Here is a 22586-nt window from a genome sequence, read left to right on the forward strand (position 1 = left end):
AAGCTCACGCTCCTGACGCTCGGTAGGTTTCGGTCCAGTACCCGACCTCTGCCCCGATCGAAGCAGATAGGCCCAGCCGGGTCGTAAACAGCAGCGTCTTCAGTTCCTCACATTTCTCGATGAGGGGACCGGCGACGCGGGCGATGTCGAGCGAGCTTTCGGGCTGGTTGGCGGCGTTCATCGCATGGACCGCCTGGTTGATGTTCCGGCCGATCAGAAGCACCTGCTTGCGCAACGCGACGATCTCAGCCTGGGTGGCTGGCGCCAGCCTCAGCACGCCCGCCTTGTCCCAAAGCTGCCAGCGAAGCGTGCGTTTGATCCATTCGTTTCGCGTCATCTTCATCGGCGCCGCTACGGTGTCGATGCCTTCGACCTCGCTCCGGTCGAGGCGGACGGTGACGCGAATGAGATCGTCGGGATCCCCCCTACCCTGAATCGGCATCACCGGAATGTCATCGTTCTCCGGAGCCAGCACTGCGTTGGCCAATACGTTTGCCATCCAGCGACTTCGGGTCTGCCCATTCGCCGCGGCAACGCGGTCGATCTCGGCGACCAAATCGTCCTTCAACCGCAGGCCTACATTCATCTCAAAAGCCCCGTGCAGCGGCGCCCCACAAACCAATGTTAAACATTGGTGCCGTGAGGCATATCCTGCCATCCCTAGTAATTGCCTGTTCTCATGAAACAACGACCTTTTTGGAGCTAAATCACTCCAAACGCGGAGGTGAAAAGTGATTGACTGTATGCTTGCTACAAGTAACTTTCGTTCTTGTGGCGCCGGCGCAAGGCGTTTGTACGATTAGGTACGCCTACCTGCTATCTCCCGGATTGCCCGCAACATGGTAAGTTGTTCTCTATTGGAACCGGATTCAAAGAATGGCTCGATCAAGAAACGCCGTCGATCTCGCAACAATCGAGGCTCGGCGGGAAGCTCTAAAAGCGGAACTTGCTCATCTGGACGAACAGGCAAAGGCGGCGGAGCAGACGGCTCGAGACGCTGGTCGTCCGGTTCTAACCGCAGCGCTCGAGCGGGTTAAAATTGCAGCGATCGACAAAGCGGATGCCCGGGCAATCGCGACGGCTATTTCGAAACACGGCGGCAAAGCGGTGGCAAGCCAGCTTGCGTCGCTAGGCTAGGCTTCCAGGTCCACCATCCAGACGAGAAGCCGGCGTTGGCCTAGTATCCAGATTAGGGCAGCCTCATCGGATGCCTCAACGCTTGAACCTGACCGCTCTCCTTGTCGACGAATATGACACCGCGCTCTCTTCTTCGTCGAGAAGCTTGGCTTCGAACTGCGTGAAGATACCGTGCTGACCGATGACAAGCGGTGGGTGGTGGTCGCGCCGCATGGTGCGGCAAACGGACTGTTACTAGCGCGAGCGGTTGGCGACCGGCCACGTGAGGCGATCGGCGATCAAAGCGGCGGTCGCGTGTTCCTGTTTCTCGAAGCAGACGACTTTGCCCGTGACCACCTCGCTTACACGCAGCGGGGCATCCGTTTTGTTGAAGCGCCTCGCCATGAACCATATGGCACGGCGGCGGTCTTCGAAGACCTCTACGGAAACCGATGGGATTTGATCGAACCTAGCGTGGGCAAGGGATGACCTTCGATCCGCCATTCTATGCGGTAAGCGCATTGGCTGGGATCGAACGCAGCGGTTCCCCAATCTTGGCAGCCACGGCCTGTCTGGGTGTTGCGCCGACGGAGGCTGACGGCCGGCGCTCGCTTCAGCGCGGCCTAGCAGGATACCCGAAAGCAGATTGACGGCGCCAGATCAGGCTGCCCCCTCCCCTGCCGGCCTGCCACAGACTGCGTCGTGTTGGTGGTTGGCGATCGCCCGTGCGCCTGTGCACGCGAGCGCCGCTCGTATGGTGTTTCGGGCGCTGTCGCGGTCCTGCCAAGCGAGGTATCACGCCCTATTTATTCGATCGTGGGGCCGCCTTTAACGAGGTTCTGCGGCGCGCGGGCGGTCAACCAAGATTGCGTTGCGTCGCCGCGCTAACGGCCATGCAAGCCCCCTGCCCTGCCTATGAAGCAGCCCCGCCAATCTCGCGCTCGTAAAGCAAAAGCGCCGCATCAGCGACGACGTCGGCGAGCACGCGTTTGCGTGCCGGGTCCGCGTCACGAAGAGCATAGAGTCGCGCAGCGGTCTCGGGATCTACCCTCACGTTGATCGCGATATTGCGATTGCCGGTTACGCGTGGCGGCCGTTGGAATGTCCCGGCTTGGGGACGCTCTTGAGGCACGGGCGCCGCTACAGGCGGAGCAGCTACAGCTGGGACAGCCGGACGCGACGGAAAGCCCGCCCCGTCGCTGATCTCGCGTAGCTTGGCTGGATCCTTGTTCGGGGGCGTATCATCGAACTCCGAGAGATCGAGCCGGGTCCGGGTCATGCTGCCTCCTTCACGGTACGCGCCTTACGCAGCCTCGCGATCACCGCTGCCGCGTAGGCCTCGGCGTTCTCGAGCGCTGCCTTCATGTTGCCGACGCCTTTGTCGTTGATGGTGCGAAGCGTTCCACCAGCGGCGAACATCGCGCGGTAGGCCTCGCGATTATAGATCATGACCGGAAGGACTGGAATTTCAGCATCGTTGAACTGCTCCGCGATGTCCTTCTGATTGTTCGAGCGCAGCGCCGGCGGGATTTGGCTGAACAGGATCGCATAATCGATCTCTGTCCTGGTGCCGCGCGCCGTCTGCTTGACGAGCTTGATAGCGCGGGCAGCCTGGGTGGCATCCAGATGCGACCCCTTGCAAGGAATGATCACCAAATCGCTTTGCGCGATTGCGAACGTGACGGTCGCGGTCGCCGCGCCTTCGAGGTCGACGAGTGTGAAGCGCGCCTCCGACGCGCCCCTCTCGATCTCGTCGATGATCGCGTTTTCGTCGCGGCACCCGACGACAGTTATCGCATCCGGTCGTCCCGGTAACTGGCCCCAGTCGACCAGCGGAAGGTTCGGGTCAGCATCGATCAGGCGCACGGTACCCCCCGCCTCCGCCAACTCTCCGGCGAGCAACAATGTCGCGGTGGTCTTGCCCACCCCGCCTTTCGGCGACACGAAGCTGATGACTGGCATGCTGCTCTCCCGTTGCGGCCAGGTTGCTACCATGTAGCAGCCAGCGTTCATGAAGCTGCTATATCGCAACCTAGCAGCTAGCGTCTAGCGACTTTGACGCAATCTGACAGCGAGCAGCTTGCGATATGGTTGCGATTTGATCGCAAATAGACCGCGAGGTGGTAGCGAGTTTATCGCGAGCCTGTTGCAGCTTAGGTGCGACAATGTTGCGGTTAAGAAGCTACATGCTCGCGGCCTGGTTGGTAGCCGGTTGCTACTTGCTACCAACTAGCGATACGCACCCTTGCGATACCGTCGAGACGCGGTTGTATAGGCGCGAGGAGCAGGGCCACACCGTGTATGAACATGCTACGTCATAGCTATCGGGTTGCTACCCGAACGCAAACCGCGATCAGATCGCTACAATGTCGCTAGCTCGTTGCTACCAAGCAGCTACCAGACGAAGGAACAATCACCCTCAGTTCGCGTGTCGCCAAAGCAATTGATGAATCCGCAGTGCCAAGCCACAAATCGACAAGAGATTGAGACGCCGAACGCGACGAACGCGATCGGCGTTCACCAAAGCGCAAAATGGCGAAATCGATCGTGAAGTACCCACGGCCCGATCTCGTTCGACACGACCTGCACCACACCGGATATAACGACGCTCAAGACGAAGACCCGATCCTCTAATCGGGCGGCCGAGGCCGCCCGGACGATGTTCATTCCTCCCAGAGCGGCTTGAGCTTGCGGGTCCGCTTTACTGCGGGGAGGGGTGCCCGCTCGGGCATCCCGTGTGCTGCGATCTCCGCTCGGACGTTTGCAAGTTCAGCGAGCCATGCCTGGGTGCGTGCGGTTTGGACGTGCATGTGAACCTCCGTCTGTTCGTTGAGACGGATGCCGGCTGACGATCGGGTGGGGTCAGGGTCACAGGACCGCGCAGCGGCCGCGCAAGCGGGGCGTGGGGGTGCCGATTTTGTCGTGGTCGGAGCGAAGCGAAGGCCGCGTCAAAATCGGGGGAACCGCGCATCCTTGACGCTGGCTCCGCCCGGTCGTCACGATGGACAGAGTCGACGACAGAGCCTTTCCGACGTTGGTAGGGCAGGGGAGGCGGCGACCCACGCGACGGTCTTGCCTCCCACGCGCGCCAATCACCCTTCCCGTACAACCGTCGTTGCCCAAATCGCGACCGTCAGCCGGTCGCTATCGAATTCCGCGGCAAGTCACGGGCATTGAGCCACTCGATCTCATCGGGAAGAAGGCCGCTTCATGCGGACGTTGCCACGTGGGAAGTCGATCTCGCGTTTCCGTCGCACGCGCTCGGTTGCGCTCATCGCAGGGCGTTGAGTGGGGAGGGGGGACTCGACATTCGCGATCCGATCCTCTCGGCAGAACGAAGAGCCCCGACGCCATCACGCCGGGGCGGTGCATCATCGTTCGTCGACGCGCATGATCGTCAGGACGCGCGTGGTCTTGAAAGGATCTGCCGGATCCTCCGAGCCCGCGCTCAGGTAGTGATTGTAATAGTCGATCTTCCAGTAGCAGTCGGCGCCTTCAAACCGGAACCGGCCCAGATCGTGCTCGCCGTACGTGTCGATCGCTTCGTCGAAGGCAGCGAAGTCGCGAACCGCGCGGAGCAGCTCCGCCCGCTTGCGGAAGTTTCGGAAGAGGCTGACGTCGCCTATCAGGTCTGCGATCCCGCTGGTCATCACGACACGGTTGTTGCCCGGGGCGGTGAGATGCTCGCGCAGCCAGTCGTTGAGGCGGGCGATCTCCGCTGCGCCACCCTTGGCGTGGTTCGATTGAGGCGTTTGCTCGGCCATGATGGTCTCCTGCCAATGACCCCGACGATCGGGGCCTTTCGACAGGCGACAGGACGGCCGGGGCATAGATCGCTCGCGCACCCGTAGGGTCGCAACGGAGTGGAGAAGCCCGCTGGCGGGCTTGCGCGGGAGGGCGCCCCGGCCAGGACGTAGGAGCCCGAAATGCCGCGCGGATCGTCGACCTGGAAGAGACTTCAGGTCGAGGCTGATGCTGGACGACCACGCCGATCGGGGCGTATCGTTCGACCATGGAAACGGCTGCCAACATCGTTGCCCTGTGGCCCCGCTGGATGGACAGCGCCGGCGATATGCTCAGGATGAAGGCGTTGGTCCGGACCCGGTGCTGCAAATGCGGAACGCTGATGCGGGCCGAGCTGGAAGACATCGTGGCACGCCACGGCTCTAACTATTCGCTCGTCGACAAACTGGAGCGCTGCCGGATGGTCGAGTGCGAAGGGTCTACCTTCTATCTGGCGTCGCGAACCTATGGCCGCGAATGGGTGACGCTCCTGCGCGACCCGCGACTGATGAAGGTGTTCGAGGCACTGACGCCTGTCCGGACGGCGTGGAGCTGATCGCCAGCCTCCGGAAGAGATTCCGTCTGAATTTGGATCCCGCACCCAAGCGGTGGACAGAAAGAAGCAGAAGCCCTTCGTCTCACGGCGCTGCTGTGCTTGCGCAGCAGGGCCGGGGCGGGCTCGATGCCCGCTCCGGCGCCTTCATGACGAGCGGAAAGGGGAGGGGGGCCGAAGCCCCCCGGGAGGCTCAGGCGTAAGGGTCGTACTCGTTGACGATCGTGAGCGAGCCGTCGTGATCTTCGGCGGTGATGACGGAATATTGGGTGCCGACGGCGATGACCATGGTTGCCACCATCAAGGTTCTTGCGAGGCCCATGGCGTTTTTGCGGGCGATCCAGATATCGTTGAACATGTCCGAGGCTCCTGTGAAGCCGGCGGGGTTCATCCCCGCTCGACAGGCGCCCGACAGGACGGGGAAGGGCCGCGATCACTTTTTTCGCTTGCGAAAAAAGCCGTAGCGAAGCGCCCGGACCCCTGGCGGGTTGATCGTACAAGGCCCTGAGCCGGCCCAAGGATTGCGCCTCAAGAGCGGGGTGAAGCCCGCCTGCCCGGAACGTCGTGCTCAGCGTTGGTTTGCCGGTAACGCGCGCCCTCGCAGGCGCGGTGGACACCTGCCCAGTCCGTGCCCCCTCTCTGCGCCCCGATGTCGACGGGGACAGTGCGCTGCGCGGCGGTGCAGCCCCGGCCGGGCTAGGATGGAAGGAAGTTGCCGCTTTCCGGAAAGAAGTTTCCGCGCTGCGCGTCCGTCAGTCGATCGTCACCCGAACGGGCCGAGACCGGCTACGGGCTCGGTGCAGCGAAGCGGAATAGAGCGACGGTCCCGGCTTCGCCGGGAGACGCCAACTCGGTTCGAGACACCAACAAAGACAACCCGGTTTCATAACAAGGGTTTAGACGGGATGGCGAGCTCTACCGTCCCTTATGCCGTGGTCGTCGACGACGATCCGTTTATCCTCATGCACGCCTGCGACATTCTAGAGGAGGGCGGGGTTTCGTTTTCACGAGGCGAGTACGGGCAAGGAGGCTAAAACCCTTCTAGCCGATCACGCCGACGATGTGACGCTACTGTTCTCCGACGTGGAGATGCCTGGCGACACTGACGGGTTCGCGCTGGCCCATTACGTTGCCGAGCATTGGCCCTGGATCGAGATCGTGATCGCAAGCGGCAACGTGAAGCCGGGTCCGGGGGACATGCCCGACAAAGCGACGTTCATCGGCAAGCCGTTCAACGATCGTATGGTTCACCGACATTCAGGGAGAAGCTGCCGCACAACAAGCAACCCGAGCAGCTCAAGCAGGCGGTTTAGCTGCTTTTTGCAGAATTTGTGACCTTGCGGTCCTGATTGCCGGTGAACGCGAGAAGATGCCCGGAGCGTCAGCTCCGGGCCCGTACTGCCTCCCTCAGAAGGGGACGTCATCCGCCTCATCGTCCTGGGCGGCGCCTTGGCGTTCCTGGCGGCTTTTGCCGTAGGAAAGGAAGGTCACTTCGTCGGCGATGATCTCGACACCGTAGCGCTCGATGTTCTGATCGTCGGTCCAGCGGGTGTAGTGGATGCGGCCCCGGACCATGACCTTCTGGCCCTTCTCGACATACTGCGCGACGGTCTTGCCGACCCCGTTGAAGCAGGTGATCCGATGCCATTCGGTGTCCTCGACCCGGCGACCTTCGCCATCCTTCATGGTCTTGCCATCCTGGTCGCGCTTGGGCCGCGAGGTGGCGAGGGAGAAGTTGGTGATCTTGGTGCCGCCCTGGGTGGTACGGACTTCAGGCGTGGCGCCGACGTTGCCGGCGAGGATGACGAGGTTCTGCATTTCGAGGTTCCTTTTTTGCTCGCCGGGGGGTCCGTCCCCTCGACTGAACACCAAAAAAGACGGCCAGGACGCCCTCTCCACCGAAAGCGCGAAGACGCGAAGGGGAACCCCGATCGAAGGGGTGGTGCGGGCAGCCGTGGCACACGGCAACTCGGCCCGAATGATCGCGGGTTGGAGGGGGTGGACGGCCGGATTAGGTCGTTCAGGAAAGAGAGGGGATGGACCCCCACCGGCGGGCAACGGACATGGAACCGTGAGGCAGGACGCCCTTGTCGCGTCGCTCGTCCGGCAGTGTCACTGTTCCTGGTTCCGCTATCCAGGCGCTCTCTGACACCCTCCCTCGCCGGTGCTCGCGCCCTGCGCCGGTGCCTGTCGTGAAGGATGATGGTTGCGGCGTGGACCTTGGTGCCGCCTTTCGCCGTCACGGCGCGCGCGCGTCGTGCGTGTCGAGATGACGATGGGGGGTTCGTGCTGCGCAGCGTCCCGCCTGGACGGCAGGAACCAAGCGCGGCTGACGTGCCTGCCGGCAGTGCATCCCACCTGGCACAACGCGGCGAAGCCGGCGCAGAGACCAACGCGGTGGAGGTGGCGTGCCCCCTGTCCGGGAGGAACACGGCCCCGGGGCAGGCTCCGGCCTCGCCCCAAGGAACCGCTCCGCGTCGGAATCGCGATTTGGGCGCGATAAGTCCCCGTCAGTCGAGCGTCACCCGAACAGGCCAAGACCGGCTAGGGGCTCGGCGGAATAGCGCGCTGGTCGCGAGACTATTCACCCGAACCTTCGCAAGATTGCCCTTAGGAACCAGTCATCAACGCTCGGCTGTTCGCCTTGGAAAGCCTGCACGACCGATCATGGCATCGACAGCGCGATCCGCTTCCTCACCACTCAGGCGGGAGGCCGGGGCCGGAGTCTGCGACGGTGTCGAAAAGCCTCGTTCCGCGCGCGCGAGGAGCGCTGTGGTTGTCCGTCATGACGACGTGGTAGGTGTCGCCGTCAGCGGAAGCGCGAAGCGCCAGCTTTGCGCAGCCGTCTGTAACCGTTTGGGCGAGGCATCGGTTTGCTCCTCAACGGGGTGGAAGTAAGTGGATTTCCGCGGGGAGGCCGCAAAGGGCGAGGCCGCTGGCTTTGCCAGCGGCCGAGCCGAAGCTCAGGCGACCTCTCGGTCGCGCTGAGCGTTCTGAGCTGCGGGCGGGGTGCCGAGCGGGCCGCGGCGGTCGACCACGCGGATACCGGCCTTCTTGGCGTCGATTACCAAGCGCTCGGTCACGCCGTTACCCTGGAAGGCGATGACGTAGCGAGGTTTCAGCGAGAGCATCTGCTCGTTGCGACGGAAGCCGGCACGATCACCCAGCTTGCGATCGAGACCGAAGCGGACTTGCTGGATGCCGTTTTGCTCGGCCCACGACGCCGCAATGCGCTCGATCCCCTTCATGTCGCCGCCATGGACGAGATACATGTCGCCGACGCGCTCCCGAACCGCACCCAGGGTGCGCAGCAGATTGTCGCCAAACGCCTTCATGTCCTCGTCGGTCCGGAAGGTCAGCCGTCCCCCGGCAAACACGACCGGGGTGCCCTGAGCCGTGTTGGCGTCACGGACGCGCTCGCGGCGAGCCTGAAGGAAGGCGCGTCCGTCAACGATTGCCGACGTAACCCCGAGCGAAATGCGGTTGCCGGTCGACGGGATCCAGGAACGGCCGGTCTCGCGGATATAGTGAGCCGCTGCGGTGTCGCGCATGTGTTCGTAGCAGGTGGCGGCTTCCTCGATCTTCTTCGCAAGGTCGATCTTGTCCTCGAGGTTAGCGGTGTTGATCTCCGAACCGTCCTGCTCGGCCAGGAGGAGCCTGATCTCGTCGGTGAGACGGTCGATGGTCGCGTGCTTCTTCGCCGCGGCCCGGTGGAAGAGGTTGACTAGGCCCCAGCCCATCTCCTCGATGTCGCGCTCGAGCGACGTGTTCTGGAGGGTTGCGAACAGGTCGCTCCAGATGGCGGTGGTGGTCTGCTCCAGTGCTTCGGTCGAGGGCGGGCACATGCCTGAAATGTCTTCGGCGCGGGGTTCGAGGTGTCCAAGCTCCAGATCGGAGAGTGCGGCAGCGAGGGAAGTGGTCATGGGGTCAAGCCCTTCATCTGATCGAGGCCGGCGGCCTATCCGCCGGATGCGCACCTCCTGGGCGGCCGAATAAGAGGCGCCCGCACCGGAGCGCAGCGGAGGGAAACCGCAAAAACCGGGGTGGTGCGGGCAGCCGCAAAGCGGCAACTCGGCCCGGATTTTTGCGGTTGCGGGGGTCTCGCGGCCGCCCATGTGTCGCATCTCTCTGGCGGAGGGCTGTCGGGCGTCAGGTGGCGTCGGGCGCAGACGTGACCACGCTTGCTGCTACGGTTGACGTGGGGCTCAACTCGAACGTCGCGATGTCGTTGAGAAGCGCCTGCCACGTTGCACACAAGCGGACCATCGCCGCTGGGGTGATCCGTGGGCGCTCTATCGGCGCCGATCGCATCGACCATGGTGCGCAAGCGGGTCGACCAGATCCTCGCTCCGGGTCGCGGCATAGCCCACGCACGCCGTAGCTTGCGAGAACAGGCCCGGGACGGGCAGGGCGAAGCAGCGCCGCCAATCGAGGTCAAGGCGCCAAGGCGCGACGTCCGCACCTCCAGCGACAAGCGCTGCCGACGTGGGATGCCCCGTACCGAGGCTCTTCCACCCGTCGGTCGTATGCGACGTATCGACAAGCGGAGCGGCAGGCGCTGACGACATCTTCCGCCTCGACCGTGATTTCCGCACGGTAATGGGCAGGGTATTCGAAAGGGGTCGGTGAAGGTCTTCATGAGACCGGACTCCTGAAGGCTGGCAAAATGGGAGACACAAGCGGCTCGGGTCATTCGTAGCGGGGACGCCCGGCCGGAAAGGCGAGAGCGGGCCAGCCTTCGTGGGCGTGGGTCCCGAAGCGACCAGCGGAGAGGATGCTGCTGATCTCGCGCGCGTGATCGCCGACGTTCCAATCGCGATTGAGATGCGCCTGAAACTCCAGCGCCATCGTCCACCCGTGGTCCTTGTGACCCTCGGCAAAGGTGACGCCACAGGCAGTCAGTGCCGGTTCGGTACAGAGTTCGCCGGAATCTCAGTACGATGGTGATGGTCTTTGGCCAGCGCGTCGGACGCGCGATGAAAGTCGTCGAGCCAGCGCCCCATCGGGACGCGTTGCTCAGGGAGAAGTGCGGCCTGCGCGGCCTGAAAATCGAGTAGCGCCAAGGGCGCCGTCTCGATGATGCGGTCGACTTCGGCCGATGATAGGAGGCCGCGTTCGCGGATGAACTCGGTGATGCTGCCGGGACGCGGCGTCGCACCGCGACGGCCAAGCACCGGCTTGCGCCACAGGCCCTCGACATTGCGAAGGCGAGGCTTGGCTCGCGCTTCCATCAACACAATGATGCGCAGCTCCTCGGTTGAAAGCTCCAGCACCTCGTCGGGCTTGATGCTGCCACAAAAATAGCAGCTCGATTTGGGCGGGACGGGGAGTCCGGCGCGCGCGATGCGCGCCTCGCAGTCGGCGCGCGACCATTCCCATTCCCGCAAGGGGTAGCGGTAGGCGTAGCGAGGATCCTCGCACCCGACCGCATGATGGTAACGCTGCGTGTCGCGTCCCGAGGCGTCGTAGCCGATCAGCTTTACCACGCGCCCGCCTGCGTCCCAGCAGCGGCGCGCGGGTTCCCACTGGGCGGTCCAGGCATCTTGCGGGGCCGCCTTCCATTTCTGGCTGCACGACCCGCCACCAAATACCACGGAGGGCAGGGTGGCGTTGGTCAGCATGTTCTCGGCGATGCCCGCATAAGGCGGCCAGTGTTTGAAGTTGCGGGGCTGGTAGCGGACGATCTCGGATGGGATGCCGCGTTCCGACATCCAGGCCCGGAACACGGGGATGAACGCATAGGTCGCCGATTTTTCGGCGCCGGGATCGGCGAAGAGAACCATGTCGACGGGCTCGCCGCGTTCGGCGAGCTCGACGATCATGGCGGTGGAGTCAACGCCGGCCCCCCAGGCCGCGATGACGGGCGGGCGATCAACCATTGGTCGTATCCCGGACGATGATCGCCGCATGAACGATGCGGTAGGCGCGCTTGCGAAACGCCGGGATGCGGCAGATCGCGCGGCTTTCCGGGTCGCGGAACAGCGGCGTCTTGCCCTTGGGGTTGGCAACCACCTCGAAGCGGCTGCGGTCGCTGCCGTCGCTGAAGCGCATGGGCTCATCGAAGATGATGATCTGCCCAGGCTTCGGGGTCGGCTTGGCCCGGTCGAGCTTCTTCGCGAGCAGGTTGGCGCGGCACCGCGCGCGCCAGGCCAAGGCATATTTGCTGTCCGTAGCGGTCAGCTCGTCGAGGATCGCGGCCGGGCACTCGCTCTCGTTCGGCCCGACCGTTTCATCCATATCCTTGTACCCGAACGTGCAGCCGTCGCGCGCGCCGGTGCTGGTCTTGGTGAGGCAGACGATGCCGAACACAATCCGTTCGACGTCGTCCGCGAGACGCTCGCAAGCGGCGTAATAGGTCGATCCGACCATGGCCGATGCCAGCACGGTCAGGCGATGCGTGTCTCGCTGGTAGGTGAACTGGTTGTCGAGATAGGAGCGCGAGGTGGCGTGGCCGCCCAAATCGCGCATGAAGAGCCAACCCATGATAAGTCTCCGATGACGTGAGGATCAGGCGGCAGCGGCGAGGCGCGGAGTGCCTACGTCACCAACCGTCGCCGTGAGCCGGCGCTGGAACGTGGCTGCATCCAGCAGCTCGGCGATCGGTGCGCGCTGAACGGGGCCGGCGTGTTCGCCGCCCCGGCAGCGATTGAAAGTGATTTCGCTGTCGGGGAGGAAGCTGTGCGGCCGCACCCGGATCGACAGATCGGCGTGGCGCAGCTCGGTTGTTCCGTCGTCCGCGATCCCGCCCATGTCCGTGTCGATGCGGACGTCATGCGCCTCGAGGCCGATCGCCGCAGCAAGCGAAGCGAGCGCGACGCGTGCCTGTCGATGGAAGGTCCGTTTCGCCGCGCCATCGCCGGCGACGGTATTGCCGGCGATGGCGAGCAGCGCGGATCCGGCGATGACGGTGCCCCGACCGTCCGCACAGCGCAGGCGCAGTTCGTTGGTGCTGGGCGCACCAAATTCGGCGACGGACGCCAGGTTGCGGATCAGCAGCAGGATCGACGCATCACGGTCGATCGGATTGCCGGCACGCCGGCAGTCGTCAACGCCCGCGTTCAGGGCATGGAGCGCAGCGGGCAGGGTGCCCAGCGCGGCAGGGGAGAGCGCCTCGTTGTGGCGGTAATGGGTGTCGTAGAGCATGACCGAACCTCCTGAGCGCACACGCGCGCTCAAAAGGCCGAAGGCTCCCTCTCCTCCGTGGACGGTGCCTTGGTCAGAGCATAAAGCGTACAGGATCGGCAGATCGTGAGGCCGCGTCATAGCCGGACTGCCAAGCCGTACGGAGCTTGCTCCCTCGGCGGTAATGGCAACGGTCGTTGCCCATGACAAAGCAGCGCCATCCCGATTTCTCGGCTTCCCACAGCGGGTCTTCCCGCGTGGGAGCGAGCAGGTCCATGAGATCGACGCGCGTGGCGGCGTTCATGGCGGGCCTGCATGGTCGCCGAATGCGCCGGCAGGGAGCGTCCAGCGATCCGCCAGGATCGAGAGACGCCAGACCGGATCATCGGCTTGCGCCAATTCGTCGGGATGGAGCGTCGCAGCCGGGAACGCCGTGCCGCGGTCAGCGAGCTGCGTGACGGTGAGCGAGCGATGGATCGTCTTCCCGCTCGCGGCTTCGCGAGCCGCAACCCGTCGGAAGGCGGCGGGGAAGACGAGCCGGAGCGTCGCCCATTGGTCCGGTGAGCCGAAGATGCAGGCTCGGCACGACAGACGTCCCCATCCCAGGACGTAGGCCGGGTGGGGGCGGATGCGCGCTTGCGAGATCGCGTCCCAGGTCAGGCGCTCGGTCCAGTCATGGACCGGGCGCCAATGATCGACTGCACGCGCGAGGGTGGAGGTGCGATGCGGCTCAAACGTCGCATAGCGCGCACGCGAGGGACTTTCCTCGGCGCGCTCGCCGGTGATGACGAGCGTGCGGCCGTCGAGGAAGCGCGGCTGATTCCGGATCGCGGCGGCGAGGACGTCGATCTTCAGCGCGGGGCTGCACCAGCGCACCCGAAGATCGGGAGACGTCTGGGGAAAAAGCCCGCGCGTGCCAGCAGGGCCGTTGCCCCCGGCACGGCCGATGCCGGTCGGTGTCTCGAACGCGATCGGGGCGGTCGGCGCGTCGTCGCGCGCCAGCTCGCGCGCGAAGCCGCCCTCGCGCCACGAGACGTAGAGAGCGATCCCTAACTGCTCGGCGATCGCGCGGACATAGGCGGGGGTGCACGGCCAATCCATGAAGGTCGGGCCGTGGCCATCGACATCATGGTGATGCAGCTCGATCGCGTGTGCCGGCACGCCGAGGCTGAGGAGGTGGAGCAGGGCGGCAAGGCTGTCCTTGCCGCCACTGAATGCCACGACGAAGCGCCGGTAGGCGCCGAGGTCGGGGAGGGCGGCCGGAGCGGTCATGCTGCTTCACGGATCTGTTCCTCGGGTTCGGCCGAGGCGTCGAGGCCGGTCGCGCGGAGCAGATACCCGGCTGCCGCTTCTGCCTTCGCCGCGGCGGTCATGATCGCGCGGCTGTCCTTGCGCAGCACCTTCAACCACGAGCCGATATAGGCGGCGTGGTCGTCCATATGCGACGTCGGCAGACCGAGATCGGCACCGAGCAGCGCTGAGGTCATCTCGGCACAAAGCTCCTCGAACGCATAGGCGTCGTCGCCGAAGCGCTTGCCGAACGTGCGATCGAGCCGGTCGGGATGGCCGCTCCAGTGGCCTGCCTCATGGGCGAGTGTTGCCGCAAAGTAGGCGCGCGTCGAGAATAGCGCGACGGGCGGCATGGTGATGGTGTCGGCGGTGCGGTCGTAGAACGCGCGATCGCCGCGCGTGTGGACCGTAGCCGGCAGGGCATCGAGGAAGCGCTGCGCGCGCTCGGGCAGCGCATCGGCCGGGGGCACGATGCTGACAGGGCTCGGGTAGAAGTCAGGAGACAGCCCGTCGATCTGGTCGCAATTGAACACGGCGTAGGAGCGCAGCACGCGCCGCATCTCGTCGGTCGTGTCGCCGGTGACGACGGATTCGACGGTTTTGCTGTAGGATTTGTAGAAGATCGCAATCTGCGAGCGCTCGCCCTGGCGGACCTGGCCGCCAAGGGCCTGCGCCTGTTTGTATGTCATCCAGGTGCGCGAGTTGTAGCCCGCGCCCTCGGCACACAGCCACAGCCAGAAGCAGTTGATGCCTTTGTAGGGGTCGCCGGTCGCGCGCAGCGGACGGCCGCCAAGGCCGGGGCGCCATGGCTTGACCCAGGGACGCACCCCGGATTCGAGCTTGTCGATGATCGTGTTGGTGATGATGTCAGCAGGCGAGGGCTTGTCGGTGGTCTGTGCCACGATCGTTCTCCTGATTGAGGTGAGGCGAACCCGCGTGAGCATCCTCCCCTCTTTCGGGAGGCGGTGCCGGGTCACAGAAAGAGGGGCGGCACTCCGTGAAAAGTGCCGCCCCCAGGTGCCTCGAAATGTGCAAGCCGGCGTCAGGCCGCTTGGCTGAAATCCTCCTCTTCCTCGTGATCGATCACTGCGTCGTCACCGGTGTCGAGGTCGGTATCGTCGTCCTCGTCCGGATCGGTGCCGGTCTCGTCATCGGCGAAGCTCGAGCGCAGCGGCGTGCGCGCCGCCTTCTCTTGTGCCTCGAAGCGCATGGCTTCCGGCAACCAGGCGGTCGCCTTCTCGCGGATCTCGGCTTCGACGATGCCCTGGCCGTTGCACAGCGAGGCACAGGTGCCGGCAAGGTCGCCCTTCTTGGCGTCCTTGTAGCGGCCGCGCAGGATCGGCCCGCCAATCTCCTCGAGCGCGTCGAGCATGACGGTCTTCTTGACCCGGCCGAAGAAGTTCTCGGCCGTCGGGCGCCACCAATTCTCGACCTGGATGTCGAGGAGGCGACCGAGATGGTCGTGGAAGCCGTTACTCCGATAGCCCTCGGCGACGTTGAGCGTCGGTTCGAGAGTTCGTGCTATCGAGTATGCAACCCAAGCGCCCCGGGCCTCGTCGTCGAGCGCCCGGAAGGCGTCGAAGCGGGCGGTCATGGTCGGCAGACCCGCCCAGCTCGTGTCGAGCCGCTGGCGCTGGTCGTCGATCGTCTGCGACGCCATCGATCCCTCGTCGCGGAACCCGAAGATCGGGAAGCCCGCGGCGCTCGACTTCAAGGTCGAGTGGTTCGGGATGTGCGCCTGCTCGAACACCACGTTCTGCGCCATCAGGAAGATGGTCAGGTCGAGTGCGAGTCCCGGGTCGCTGGCGACGTGGGCGGCGAGGATCTGGCGGCGCTGCGTCGCCAGTTCATCAATCAGCGTGGCGCTGAGCTTCGGACCCTGCTCGCCGTCACCGGCATCGCCGTCCCCGGTCGCGCCGCCCGACTCCTTGGGCGGGGCGTTCGGATCCACGACCGGCTTTTCGCTGAAGAGGCGGGTGTGGACGCGGGGTTCACCGTCACCGCCGATATAGACGAACGTCCCGATCTGCGCCTTCAGCGCCGGATCGATCTCATGACGGGCGTCCTCGATCGTCTCCAGCTCGCGCTCGATCGCCTCGATACGCGCGTTCGCTGCCTCGGCTTCGGCGCTGCCGTCGGGCAGTTCCTGCTCAAGCTGGTCGATCAGCGCGTCGTTCTCGGCCGACAGAACCTCGACACGCGCGGTCTCGTCCTCGGTGAGGGCGCGGGCGGGAGCGTGATACTCGTGAAGCTGGCGCTCGAGGTCGTAGGGAACGTGCGTCGCCGCGATCGGCGTGACGAACGCGAGGCCCTGGTCTCGCGCCAGTTCGGCCGCTGCGGCTTCGAGCTTCGAGGCGGCAAGCGTCTCGATCAGGTCGACGTCGATCCAGTTCTCATCGCCTTCCGTGGCGAACAGGTCGCCCTCGATGCGGCCGCCCGCGGCGACATAGGCTTCGCGACCGACGAAGCGGGCCTTGGCGTCGTTCGCCTTGACCGTGCCGTTGAGGATCGCGCGACGGATATTGTCGGGGTTGTCGCCGTAGTATGAGGTTTTCATCTGGGCGAACACACGCGTCTGGCGGTCGACGTCGGTGGTGACGGCGTAAGCCTGCGCAACGCCGAGCGTGATCTCGCCGGCTGCGAGCGCCTCGAATACTGGCGGGGCCAGCTCGGCAAGGCGCACGCGTTGCTCGACGAAGCGGGTGGTCACGCCTTGGCGCTTGGCGACGTCCTCGGCGGTCATGCCCTTCTGGATCAGGAAGTTGAACGCGGTGCATTCATCGGCCGGATTCATCGGCACGCGCTGGAAGTTCTCGGCGAGGCTCGCCTCGATCGAGTTGTCGTCGTCGCTCAGCACGAGGACCGGGACGGTGTGATCGGCGGGGAGGGTGCCCTGCTGGATCAGGAGCTGGAGCGCGCGCAAGCGCCGACCGCCCGCCTTCACGGTGAACGTACCCGCCTTCTTGAGCGGGGTGACGATCAGGTTCTGCAACAGCCCCTGGGCTGCGATGTTCGCGGCGAGGGTGTCGATCCCTGCGTCACGGTTGGATTTGCGCACATTGTCCTTCGACAGCGTCAGGTTCTTGACCTTCACGGACTGGATCATCGGTCGTCTCCGTTTGGAAATGGCGCGCCGCGTCCCGCGGTCACGCGAGCCTGGTCCTCCAAGCTCACAAAGCCGAAGGCTCCCTCCCCTCCCTTTGATGACCCGGGAAGAGAGCCTCGATCGTGTTAAGCGGTGATACGGTCGATTACGGTCGCGGCCGTCGCGACAGGAATGAACATCCGTGTCTTGTGCTGGATGATTTCGGTGAAGCACCCGGCTGCCTTCAGTTCGGGCAATCGCGTGTGCGGCCAGTCGAGCAGCTCAAGGCGCTGCTGGCCTGCGACCAGGCTGCGCTTCAGCCGGTATGCGCCGAGCGCGGTGATTTCAGCCGTCCCCATGACGTGCTTGGCGGTTTCGGCACCCGACACCGTGATGGTGGCGGCGATGCCGAAGGCGTCCGCGAGCTTGCTCACAAGTGGGGCGGGAACGATGCGACCAAGGAAAGACTGGCCGTCATCGGTGTTGAGCCGCCAGACCTGGACGTGATCGTCGGGCAGGCGGTCCCAGACCGGAAGAAGCAGGCCGGTGACGAGGTAGAGCGTATTGGTGCGGGTCTTGCCCGTAATCTCCTCGACCTCGGCCTGCCAGAGCGCGGAAAACTCCGCCTCGCTCGCATCTTCCCACATCGTTTCGAGAAGAAGATCCTGGCGCATCCGTTCGGTGCGCGTCGGGCGGACCAGCTCGTAGCGGCGCACGATCTCGCCATCATCGTCGGTCAGCGAATAGGTGCTGCACCGGATCGCGGCCTTCCCCGACTTGCGGTTGACGATCGGACGGGCGTCGTCGCCGATCCGCAAGGCGCGATCCAGCGCGAGCGGCTTGTAGCGTTCTTCGGTTTCCAATCGAAGGATCTCGGTCTCGGCGCCGCTTGTCTGGTCGCGCCGGATGACGGTGCGATCGAGGATCGTGATGCGCTCGGCGTTGATGCTCTCGACACCAAGATCAAGCGTGCCGGCTTCTCTCGCCGCTTCGATGCGCGCCTCGATCAGCCCGAGATATTCGTCGAAGATCGCGTTCTGCATGGAGATGCGCAGCGCGAGGATACGGTTGAGCCAGCGCTGGATCGGGGGCATCTCTTCCTTGAGGCCGCCACCTTCGCCCTCCAGCTCGAGGCCGGTCAGTTTCTGGAACTCGTCCAGCGTGGTCGAGCGCAGCTTGCCATTGGCGAGCAGGCGGAACCACTGTTCGAGCGACTCCTTGGCATAGTCGCTTTCGAGGTTATCGCGCGGGTCGAACAGGCCCTGACCGCCAGTCTGTCGCTGGCCGCGGGTGAGCGCGCCCAGGCTGTCGAGCCGGCGCGCGATCGTCGAGATGAAGCGACGTTCGCCCCGACAGTTGGTCGACACCGGCCGGAACAGCGGCGCGGTTGCCTGATGCGTGCGGTGCGTGCGGCCAAGCCCCTGGATGGCGGCGTCAGCACGCCAGCCCGGCTCGAGGAGGTAATGATTGCGGCGCGACTGGTTTTCGCAACGGAGACTCGCATGATAGCTGCGGCCGGTGCCGCCAGCGTCGGAGAAGATCAGGATCTTCTTTGCACCGCGCATGAAAGCGTCGGTCTCGGCGAGATTGGTGCGGGGCGAGCGGCTTTCGACGCGCTGGCGGCCGTGGGCGTCCATGATGACGCGCCGGCTACGCCCCGTGACCTCGGCGACCGCATCGGTGCCGAAATGCCCGATGATATGGTCGAGCGCGGACCCGACGATGGGTAGTGCACAGAGCTGCTCGAGGAGGTTGTCGCGCATCTCGAGCGCCTCTCGGGCGAAGACGGGGCGGCCGTCTTCGTCCGACATTGGTTCGGAACGGGTTTTGCCGGTCTCGTCGACAAAGGTTTTCATCTGCCGGACCGGGAAGGCGGCCGTGAGGTACGACATGAGAAACTCCCTCGGCGAAAGTTCAATGTCGAGATTGGCGCGTTCTTCGACGGTCAGCGCGGCCAGTGCCCGGTTGAGCATCGCCTCGGACGTCGAGACGAGCTGGATCACCACGCTCTCGCCGCGCGCGAGATCGGCGCGGATCGCGGGAACGAGTGAGGGCAGCTTCATGCCGATCAGGAGTTGGCAGAAGAAACGCTGCTTGGTGGACTCGAAGATCGACAGCGCGGCCGCCTTGGCGCCGCTGTTATAGGTGTCGTTCGAGAAGCTGTCCGTCACGCGGGTCGCGTCCAGCGCCGCGCGCAGGTTGCTGTGGATGATCGCCCACGCATCGGCATAGGCGTCATAGACCTCGATCTGGTCTGGTGTGAGGTTGTGCTGGAGGATATCGTATTCGACACCGGCGAAGCTCAGCGCGCGCGAGACGTAGAGGCCCTGCATTTTCAGGTCGCGCGCGATCAGCTCCAGCGCGGCGATACCGCCCCGGCGCAGGGAGTCGACGAAGGTCCGGCGATCGGCGAACGCCGTGACCGGACCCCACAGGCCAAGCCGCGTTGCATAGGCAAGATTGTTGACGTCGGATGCGCCGGTCGCGGACACGTAGAGGACGCGGGCGCGCGGCAGAAGGTTCTGGAGACGGACGCCGGCGATGCCCTGATCGGAGCCTTGTTTGGTGCCGAAACTGCCTTCGCCTCCTGCGACACCAGCCATCTCGTGCGCCTCGTCGAACACGATCATGCCGTCGTAGTCGTCGCCGACCCATTCGAGGATCTGCTGGAGCCGGGTGCCCTTGTCACCGCGATTGGAGCGTAACGTCGCATAGGTGAGGAACAGCACGCCTTCGGCCGCGCCTACGGGCGAGCCCAGCTTCCACTGGTTGAGATGCTGGATGTCGAGCGCGAGACCGCCAACGGCGGTCCAGTCGCGACGCGCATCTTCGAGCAACGTCTCGGTCTTGGAGACCCAGATGTGTTTTCGGCGTCCGCGCAGCCACTGGTCGAGGATGATCGCGGCAACCTGACGGCCCTTGCCGGCCCCGGTGCCGTCACCGAGGAAGAAGCCGGTCCGATACGGACGGCCATCCTCGGATGGTGCGATCGAGAGTCCCTCCTCGACAGGTTTGAACAGGCCGGGGATGTCACGCTCGAAAGCGTCGCCGGCATAGATCAGCGTCTCGAGCTGTGCGTCGGAGAGCGTCTTCGCGTCGACGACGGCTTGCGGGAGCGTGGGGACGTAAGTCGGCCGCGGTGCGGTGATCGAGCCCATGGCAATCGATTCCACCAGCGCGGTTGGATGCGCCGTTGCGCAGCCGATCGCGATCCGGCTGGGCCGGTATGGCAGGTACACACCGACAGACTCGCCGGTCGGGAGTGGCTCGGCGAACACGGTGTAATCGATCGGCGTCGCTGTCTGCGACTGCGCCGCTTTTCCCGGGGGTGCGTTGAGGCGCGGTTTGCTCGCCAAGCCGCCAAGAAGCGAGCTACGCCCGGTGGGGCGGGTGAGCAGCGACGCCGTGCGCGGGACAGGCGCGCACACAGGCGGAGCGGTCTTGGCGGTGATCGCCGCAAGCGCATCGGCGAGCGTCGCGCAGCGGATCAGCTCGGCAGGCGTGCCAGTGCCCTTTTCCAGCACCATGATTTTCACCGTCTGGCTGGTGCCATGCTTCGCATAGGCATTCGCCGGCAATTCGAGGTGCAGCGTCAGCGTGCAACCCTCGGTCGCCTTCGCCCAGGCGCGGCTCGAGGTATCGACGCGGTCGGGCAGGATGGCGGCGCAGCGGCCTCCGGTGCCGAGACGCATCAAGGCGGCGCGAAGATGTCGGAACGCTGCCAGCGGGTCGGCATGGCGACCGGTGCTGCGCGAGAAGGGAGGATTGATGAGGACGGCCGTTGGCCGGATCGTTGGTTCGAGTAGATCGTGGATCAGCTCGCCGTCGTGCCGCGTGACAGCAACGCCCAGGAACGCGGCAGCGAGCATCTCAGCGCGCGCCGGATCGATCTCGTTAAGGACCAGGCGGGCACCGACGCGGTGCGCGAAGACGGCGAGCAGGCCGGTCCCGGCAGACGGTTCGAGGACCAGATCCGTGGCCGCGATCCTGCCGGCGAGCGCAGCAAGGTAGGCGACCGGGGCCGGGGTCGAGAATTGCTGAAGCTCAATCTGCTCCTCGCTGCGAACGGTATGCGTCGGCAGGCCGGCGACCAGCTCGGTCAGCGCGGCAAGGCAATTGCCGGGTGTGGACGGCAGGTCGGCCTTCGCCAGGTGCATGACCTCGGCGAGTTCGAGCATGTCGTAAGCGTCGCGTAGCGACCAACGACCGTCGGCCGAGGATCCGCCATAGGCTTGCTCCATGACCCACAGCAGCGTGTCGCGCTGGAGCGAACCGTTCCTGGCGATGGTGTCGGCGACGGCCTTGGCGGCCGTGATCGAGGGTTCGGTGAAGTCGAGTTCGAGAGCTGCGGCTGAGGTGCGCATCGAGGGCTTCCTTCTTGTCGCCCGGTGCTCATCACCGGATCAACAAGCCGAAGGCTCCCTCTCCTCTGCACGCCTTGCGCCCGACGAAGCATCGCTACCGCGAAGCCATCTCCCAAAGCCGGTTGGGACGCGTCGGCCGCAGCTAGTTGCGCAGGATGTCAGGCATATGGATCGATATCAGGCGGCCAACGCGGCTCGAGTTCCTGTCAAACGATCCTTGGGCTTCATCACGACGACCGTCTCGGGCTTCCCGACCCGTCGGCCTAGTTTATCCCGCGCAGGGACTTCCGGAACAACTTCCCGCACTTCGATGGAGTAGCTCGGCATTTTATTCTCGGCTGCGATCTTCTTCAGCTGACTTTTCAACGTGCGGAGCGGCGACGTTGAGCCGATCTTCGCACCCAGCATTTCCAGAGGCATTTCATATTCTTCATCACGACAGTAGCAGTGCGCCAATTCATAAAGGCGTCGTTCAATCGAGCCGAGACGGAAATAGTCGTTGTGGTAGTCATAGATACGGCTGTCGCGCGAGACCGCGCGGACGAGCCAATCACAGAGCTGGACGCGGACAGGCATGAGTTGATCGACGCCGCTCGCCGTTTCGCGAGTGGTCGCCTGCGCTTCCGCGAACCAGGAGAAGAAGCCCTTCGTCCCCACGGTGCCGGTTTTGATATTCGTGCGGATCTGCGTGCCCTGCAGGCGACCGAGCGCTTCGATGAAGCGATCGTAATCACGCTTCGATGGGCGTCCGACGCCGGTCGCCCGGAAGAAGTCGTGTGCATTGAAGGTGAAGACGTTTTGTACTTCACCCCCGGTCCGACCAATATGCTGCACCATCAACGACAGGACGTAGATCAGGACTTCTTTATCCCACATCGTCGCGATACCGCTCGAACTAGGCTTGATCTCGATTTTGACGCCGTCCATCTCGTAGGTCATGGCCTCCATCTGAGGCCGCTTCGCTAACGAGAAGAGTGGAAAGTCCATGATGCTTTGCTCGCCACGGACTTTGCCGTGCAGCGGGCTGTCGAGATAGTCGAACAGCTTGCCCTGGGTGAGAGCGACTTCTCGCGAATCCATCGTCGGGGCTCCCACCAGCTTCACTTAGCAAAGCCGCTTATAGCCGATCGGCCGCAAACCTGCAGTCGGATAAGCGACCGCGTTATCGATAGCACGAGGATTTGGAGCGATTTAGCCGGTAAATCGGGGTGTGTTTCACATTTCGGTAGGTGCGAGCCACCGCAAACTCGGTCGGGACTCGTGCTATCGGTAA

The 22586-nt window shown here is 64.5% G+C and carries 19 protein-coding genes and 1 pseudogene; 3 read left to right on the plus strand and 17 right to left on the minus strand.

Annotation, left to right across the window (positions count from 1 at the left end):
* Positions 1-4: 4 nt before the first annotated feature.
* Positions 5-556: a hypothetical protein gene (locus L8F97_RS16855; protein WP_313932034.1), complete on the minus strand. Its 552-nt coding sequence runs from the start codon at positions 554-556 to the stop codon at positions 5-7.
* 651 nt (positions 557-1207) lie between these two features.
* Here L8F97_RS16855 and L8F97_RS16860 point away from each other — a divergent pair.
* Positions 1208-1605, plus strand: a pseudogene (locus tag L8F97_RS16860) (VOC family protein).
* Positions 1606-2029: 424 nt separating this feature from the next.
* On the opposite strand, the gene L8F97_RS16865 reads toward L8F97_RS16860, so the two are convergent.
* The 3 genes from L8F97_RS16865 to L8F97_RS16875 form a co-directional block, all read right to left on the minus strand.
* Positions 2030-2395 carry a hypothetical protein gene (locus tag L8F97_RS16865; protein ID WP_147453227.1) on the minus strand — a complete coding sequence of 122 codons (366 nt, stop codon included), beginning with the start codon at positions 2393-2395 and terminating at the stop codon, positions 2030-2032.
* On the minus strand, positions 2392-3129 hold the full coding sequence (locus tag L8F97_RS16870) for a ParA family protein (protein WP_230781735.1): 738 nt from the start codon (positions 3127-3129) through the stop codon (positions 2392-2394). Before L8F97_RS16870 ends, L8F97_RS16865 begins: the two co-directional genes overlap by 4 nt.
* Positions 3130-4487: 1358 nt before the next feature.
* Positions 4488-4880 carry a DUF3768 domain-containing protein gene (locus tag L8F97_RS16875; protein ID WP_183128844.1) on the minus strand — a complete coding sequence of 131 codons (393 nt, stop codon included), beginning with the start codon at positions 4878-4880 and terminating at the stop codon, positions 4488-4490.
* A gap of 248 nt (positions 4881-5128) precedes the next feature.
* On the opposite strand from L8F97_RS16875, the gene L8F97_RS16880 reads away from it, so the two are divergent.
* Complete coding sequence (locus L8F97_RS16880; RefSeq protein WP_121905586.1) at positions 5129-5455, plus strand: hypothetical protein; 327 nt, start codon at positions 5129-5131, stop codon at positions 5453-5455.
* A gap of 190 nt (positions 5456-5645) precedes the next feature.
* Here the strand turns inward: L8F97_RS16880 and L8F97_RS16885 are convergent, their stop codons facing one another.
* On the minus strand, positions 5646-5810 hold the full coding sequence (locus L8F97_RS16885) for a hypothetical protein (protein ID WP_242152865.1): 165 nt from the start codon (positions 5808-5810) through the stop codon (positions 5646-5648).
* 704 nt (positions 5811-6514) lie between these two features.
* Between L8F97_RS16885 and L8F97_RS16890 the strand changes: the two genes are divergently transcribed.
* A complete protein-coding gene (locus L8F97_RS16890) occupies positions 6515-6787 on the plus strand; it encodes a hypothetical protein (RefSeq protein ID WP_242152868.1) in 273 nt (90 codons plus the stop codon).
* A gap of 72 nt (positions 6788-6859) precedes the next feature.
* On the opposite strand, the gene L8F97_RS16895 is transcribed toward L8F97_RS16890, so the two are convergent.
* The 12 genes from L8F97_RS16895 to L8F97_RS16950 all read right to left on the minus strand — a co-directional run bounded on the left by L8F97_RS16895 (position 6860) and on the right by L8F97_RS16950 (position 22393).
* Positions 6860-7270 (minus strand): single-stranded DNA-binding protein, encoded by a 411-nt coding sequence (locus tag L8F97_RS16895; protein WP_037527256.1) that lies wholly within the window; start codon positions 7268-7270, stop codon positions 6860-6862.
* A 1145-nt stretch (positions 7271-8415) separates the two neighbouring features.
* Positions 8416-9375 (minus strand): DUF2493 domain-containing protein, encoded by a 960-nt coding sequence (locus L8F97_RS16900; protein ID WP_121905584.1) that lies wholly within the window; start codon positions 9373-9375, stop codon positions 8416-8418.
* Positions 9376-10141: 766 nt separating this feature from the next.
* Positions 10142-10300: a hypothetical protein gene (locus L8F97_RS16905; protein ID WP_183128842.1), complete on the minus strand. Its 159-nt coding sequence runs from the start codon at positions 10298-10300 to the stop codon at positions 10142-10144.
* 50 nt (positions 10301-10350) lie between these two features.
* Positions 10351-11331, minus strand: coding sequence for a hypothetical protein (locus L8F97_RS16910; RefSeq protein WP_121905583.1), 981 nt, complete (start codon positions 11329-11331; stop codon positions 10351-10353).
* Positions 11324-11935: a DUF6927 domain-containing protein gene (locus L8F97_RS16915; RefSeq protein WP_121905582.1), complete on the minus strand. Its 612-nt coding sequence runs from the start codon at positions 11933-11935 to the stop codon at positions 11324-11326. Before L8F97_RS16915 ends, L8F97_RS16910 begins: the two co-directional genes overlap by 8 nt.
* 24 nt (positions 11936-11959) lie before the next feature.
* Entirely contained in the window at positions 11960-12595 is a 636-nt protein-coding gene (locus L8F97_RS16920) for a hypothetical protein (protein WP_121905581.1), read from the minus strand.
* Between the two features lie 73 nt (positions 12596-12668).
* A complete protein-coding gene (locus tag L8F97_RS16925) occupies positions 12669-12878 on the minus strand; it encodes a hypothetical protein (protein ID WP_121905580.1) in 210 nt (69 codons plus the stop codon).
* Positions 12875-13846 (minus strand): phosphoadenosine phosphosulfate reductase family protein, encoded by a 972-nt coding sequence (locus L8F97_RS16930; RefSeq protein WP_121905579.1) that lies wholly within the window; start codon positions 13844-13846, stop codon positions 12875-12877. The genes L8F97_RS16925 and L8F97_RS16930 overlap by 4 nt, the downstream gene beginning before the upstream one ends.
* Entirely contained in the window at positions 13843-14766 is a 924-nt protein-coding gene (locus tag L8F97_RS16935) for an ArdC family protein (protein ID WP_121905578.1), read from the minus strand. The genes L8F97_RS16930 and L8F97_RS16935 overlap by 4 nt, the downstream gene beginning before the upstream one ends.
* Positions 14767-14906: 140 nt before the next feature.
* On the minus strand, positions 14907-16970 hold the full coding sequence (locus tag L8F97_RS16940; RefSeq protein WP_121905577.1) for a ParB/RepB/Spo0J family partition protein: 2064 nt from the start codon (positions 16968-16970) through the stop codon (positions 14907-14909).
* Positions 16971-17095: 125 nt separating this feature from the next.
* Positions 17096-21313 carry a strawberry notch-like NTP hydrolase domain-containing protein gene (locus L8F97_RS16945; RefSeq protein WP_242152871.1) on the minus strand — a complete coding sequence of 1406 codons (4218 nt, stop codon included), beginning with the start codon at positions 21311-21313 and terminating at the stop codon, positions 17096-17098.
* Between the two features lie 177 nt (positions 21314-21490).
* Positions 21491-22393, minus strand: a complete 903-nt coding sequence (locus L8F97_RS16950) for a replication initiator protein A (RefSeq protein WP_121905575.1) — start codon at positions 22391-22393, stop codon at positions 21491-21493.
* Positions 22394-22586: the final 193 nt, after the last annotated feature.

Origin of the sequence: Sphingomonas sp. BAUL-RG-20F-R05-02 (assembly GCF_022662305.1) — a bacterium.
Lineage (GTDB): Bacteria > Pseudomonadota > Alphaproteobacteria > Sphingomonadales > Sphingomonadaceae > Sphingomonas.

Coding starts and splice junctions, on each gene's coding strand:
- L8F97_RS16865 (WP_147453227.1), bottom strand. CDS start 2,395: ATGACCCGGACCCGGCTCGATCTCTCGGAGTTCGATGATACGCCCCCG.
- L8F97_RS16870 (WP_230781735.1), bottom strand. CDS start 3,129: ATGAACGCTGGCTGCTACATGGTAGCAACCTGGCCGCAACGGGAGAGC.
- L8F97_RS16875 (WP_183128844.1), bottom strand. CDS start 4,880: ATGGCCGAGCAAACGCCTCAATCGAACCACGCCAAGGGTGGCGCAGCG.
- L8F97_RS16880 (WP_121905586.1), top strand. CDS start 5,129: ATGGAAACGGCTGCCAACATCGTTGCCCTGTGGCCCCGCTGGATGGAC.
- L8F97_RS16885 (WP_242152865.1), bottom strand. CDS start 5,810: ATGTTCAACGATATCTGGATCGCCCGCAAAAACGCCATGGGCCTCGCA.
- L8F97_RS16895 (WP_037527256.1), bottom strand. CDS start 7,270: ATGCAGAACCTCGTCATCCTCGCCGGCAACGTCGGCGCCACGCCTGAA.
- L8F97_RS16900 (WP_121905584.1), bottom strand. CDS start 9,375: ATGACCACTTCCCTCGCTGCCGCACTCTCCGATCTGGAGCTTGGACAC.
- L8F97_RS16905 (WP_183128842.1), bottom strand. CDS start 10,300: ATGGCGCTGGAGTTTCAGGCGCATCTCAATCGCGATTGGAACGTCGGC.
- L8F97_RS16910 (WP_121905583.1), bottom strand. CDS start 11,331: ATGGTTGATCGCCCGCCCGTCATCGCGGCCTGGGGGGCCGGCGTTGAC.
- L8F97_RS16915 (WP_121905582.1), bottom strand. CDS start 11,935: ATGGGTTGGCTCTTCATGCGCGATTTGGGCGGCCACGCCACCTCGCGC.
- L8F97_RS16920 (WP_121905581.1), bottom strand. CDS start 12,595: ATGCTCTACGACACCCATTACCGCCACAACGAGGCGCTCTCCCCTGCC.
- L8F97_RS16925 (WP_121905580.1), bottom strand. CDS start 12,878: ATGAACGCCGCCACGCGCGTCGATCTCATGGACCTGCTCGCTCCCACG.
- L8F97_RS16930 (WP_121905579.1), bottom strand. CDS start 13,846: ATGACCGCTCCGGCCGCCCTCCCCGACCTCGGCGCCTACCGGCGCTTC.
- L8F97_RS16940 (WP_121905577.1), bottom strand. CDS start 16,970: ATGATCCAGTCCGTGAAGGTCAAGAACCTGACGCTGTCGAAGGACAAT.
- L8F97_RS16945 (WP_242152871.1), bottom strand. CDS start 21,313: ATGCGCACCTCAGCCGCAGCTCTCGAACTCGACTTCACCGAACCCTCG.
- L8F97_RS16950 (WP_121905575.1), bottom strand. CDS start 22,393: ATGGATTCGCGAGAAGTCGCTCTCACCCAGGGCAAGCTGTTCGACTAT.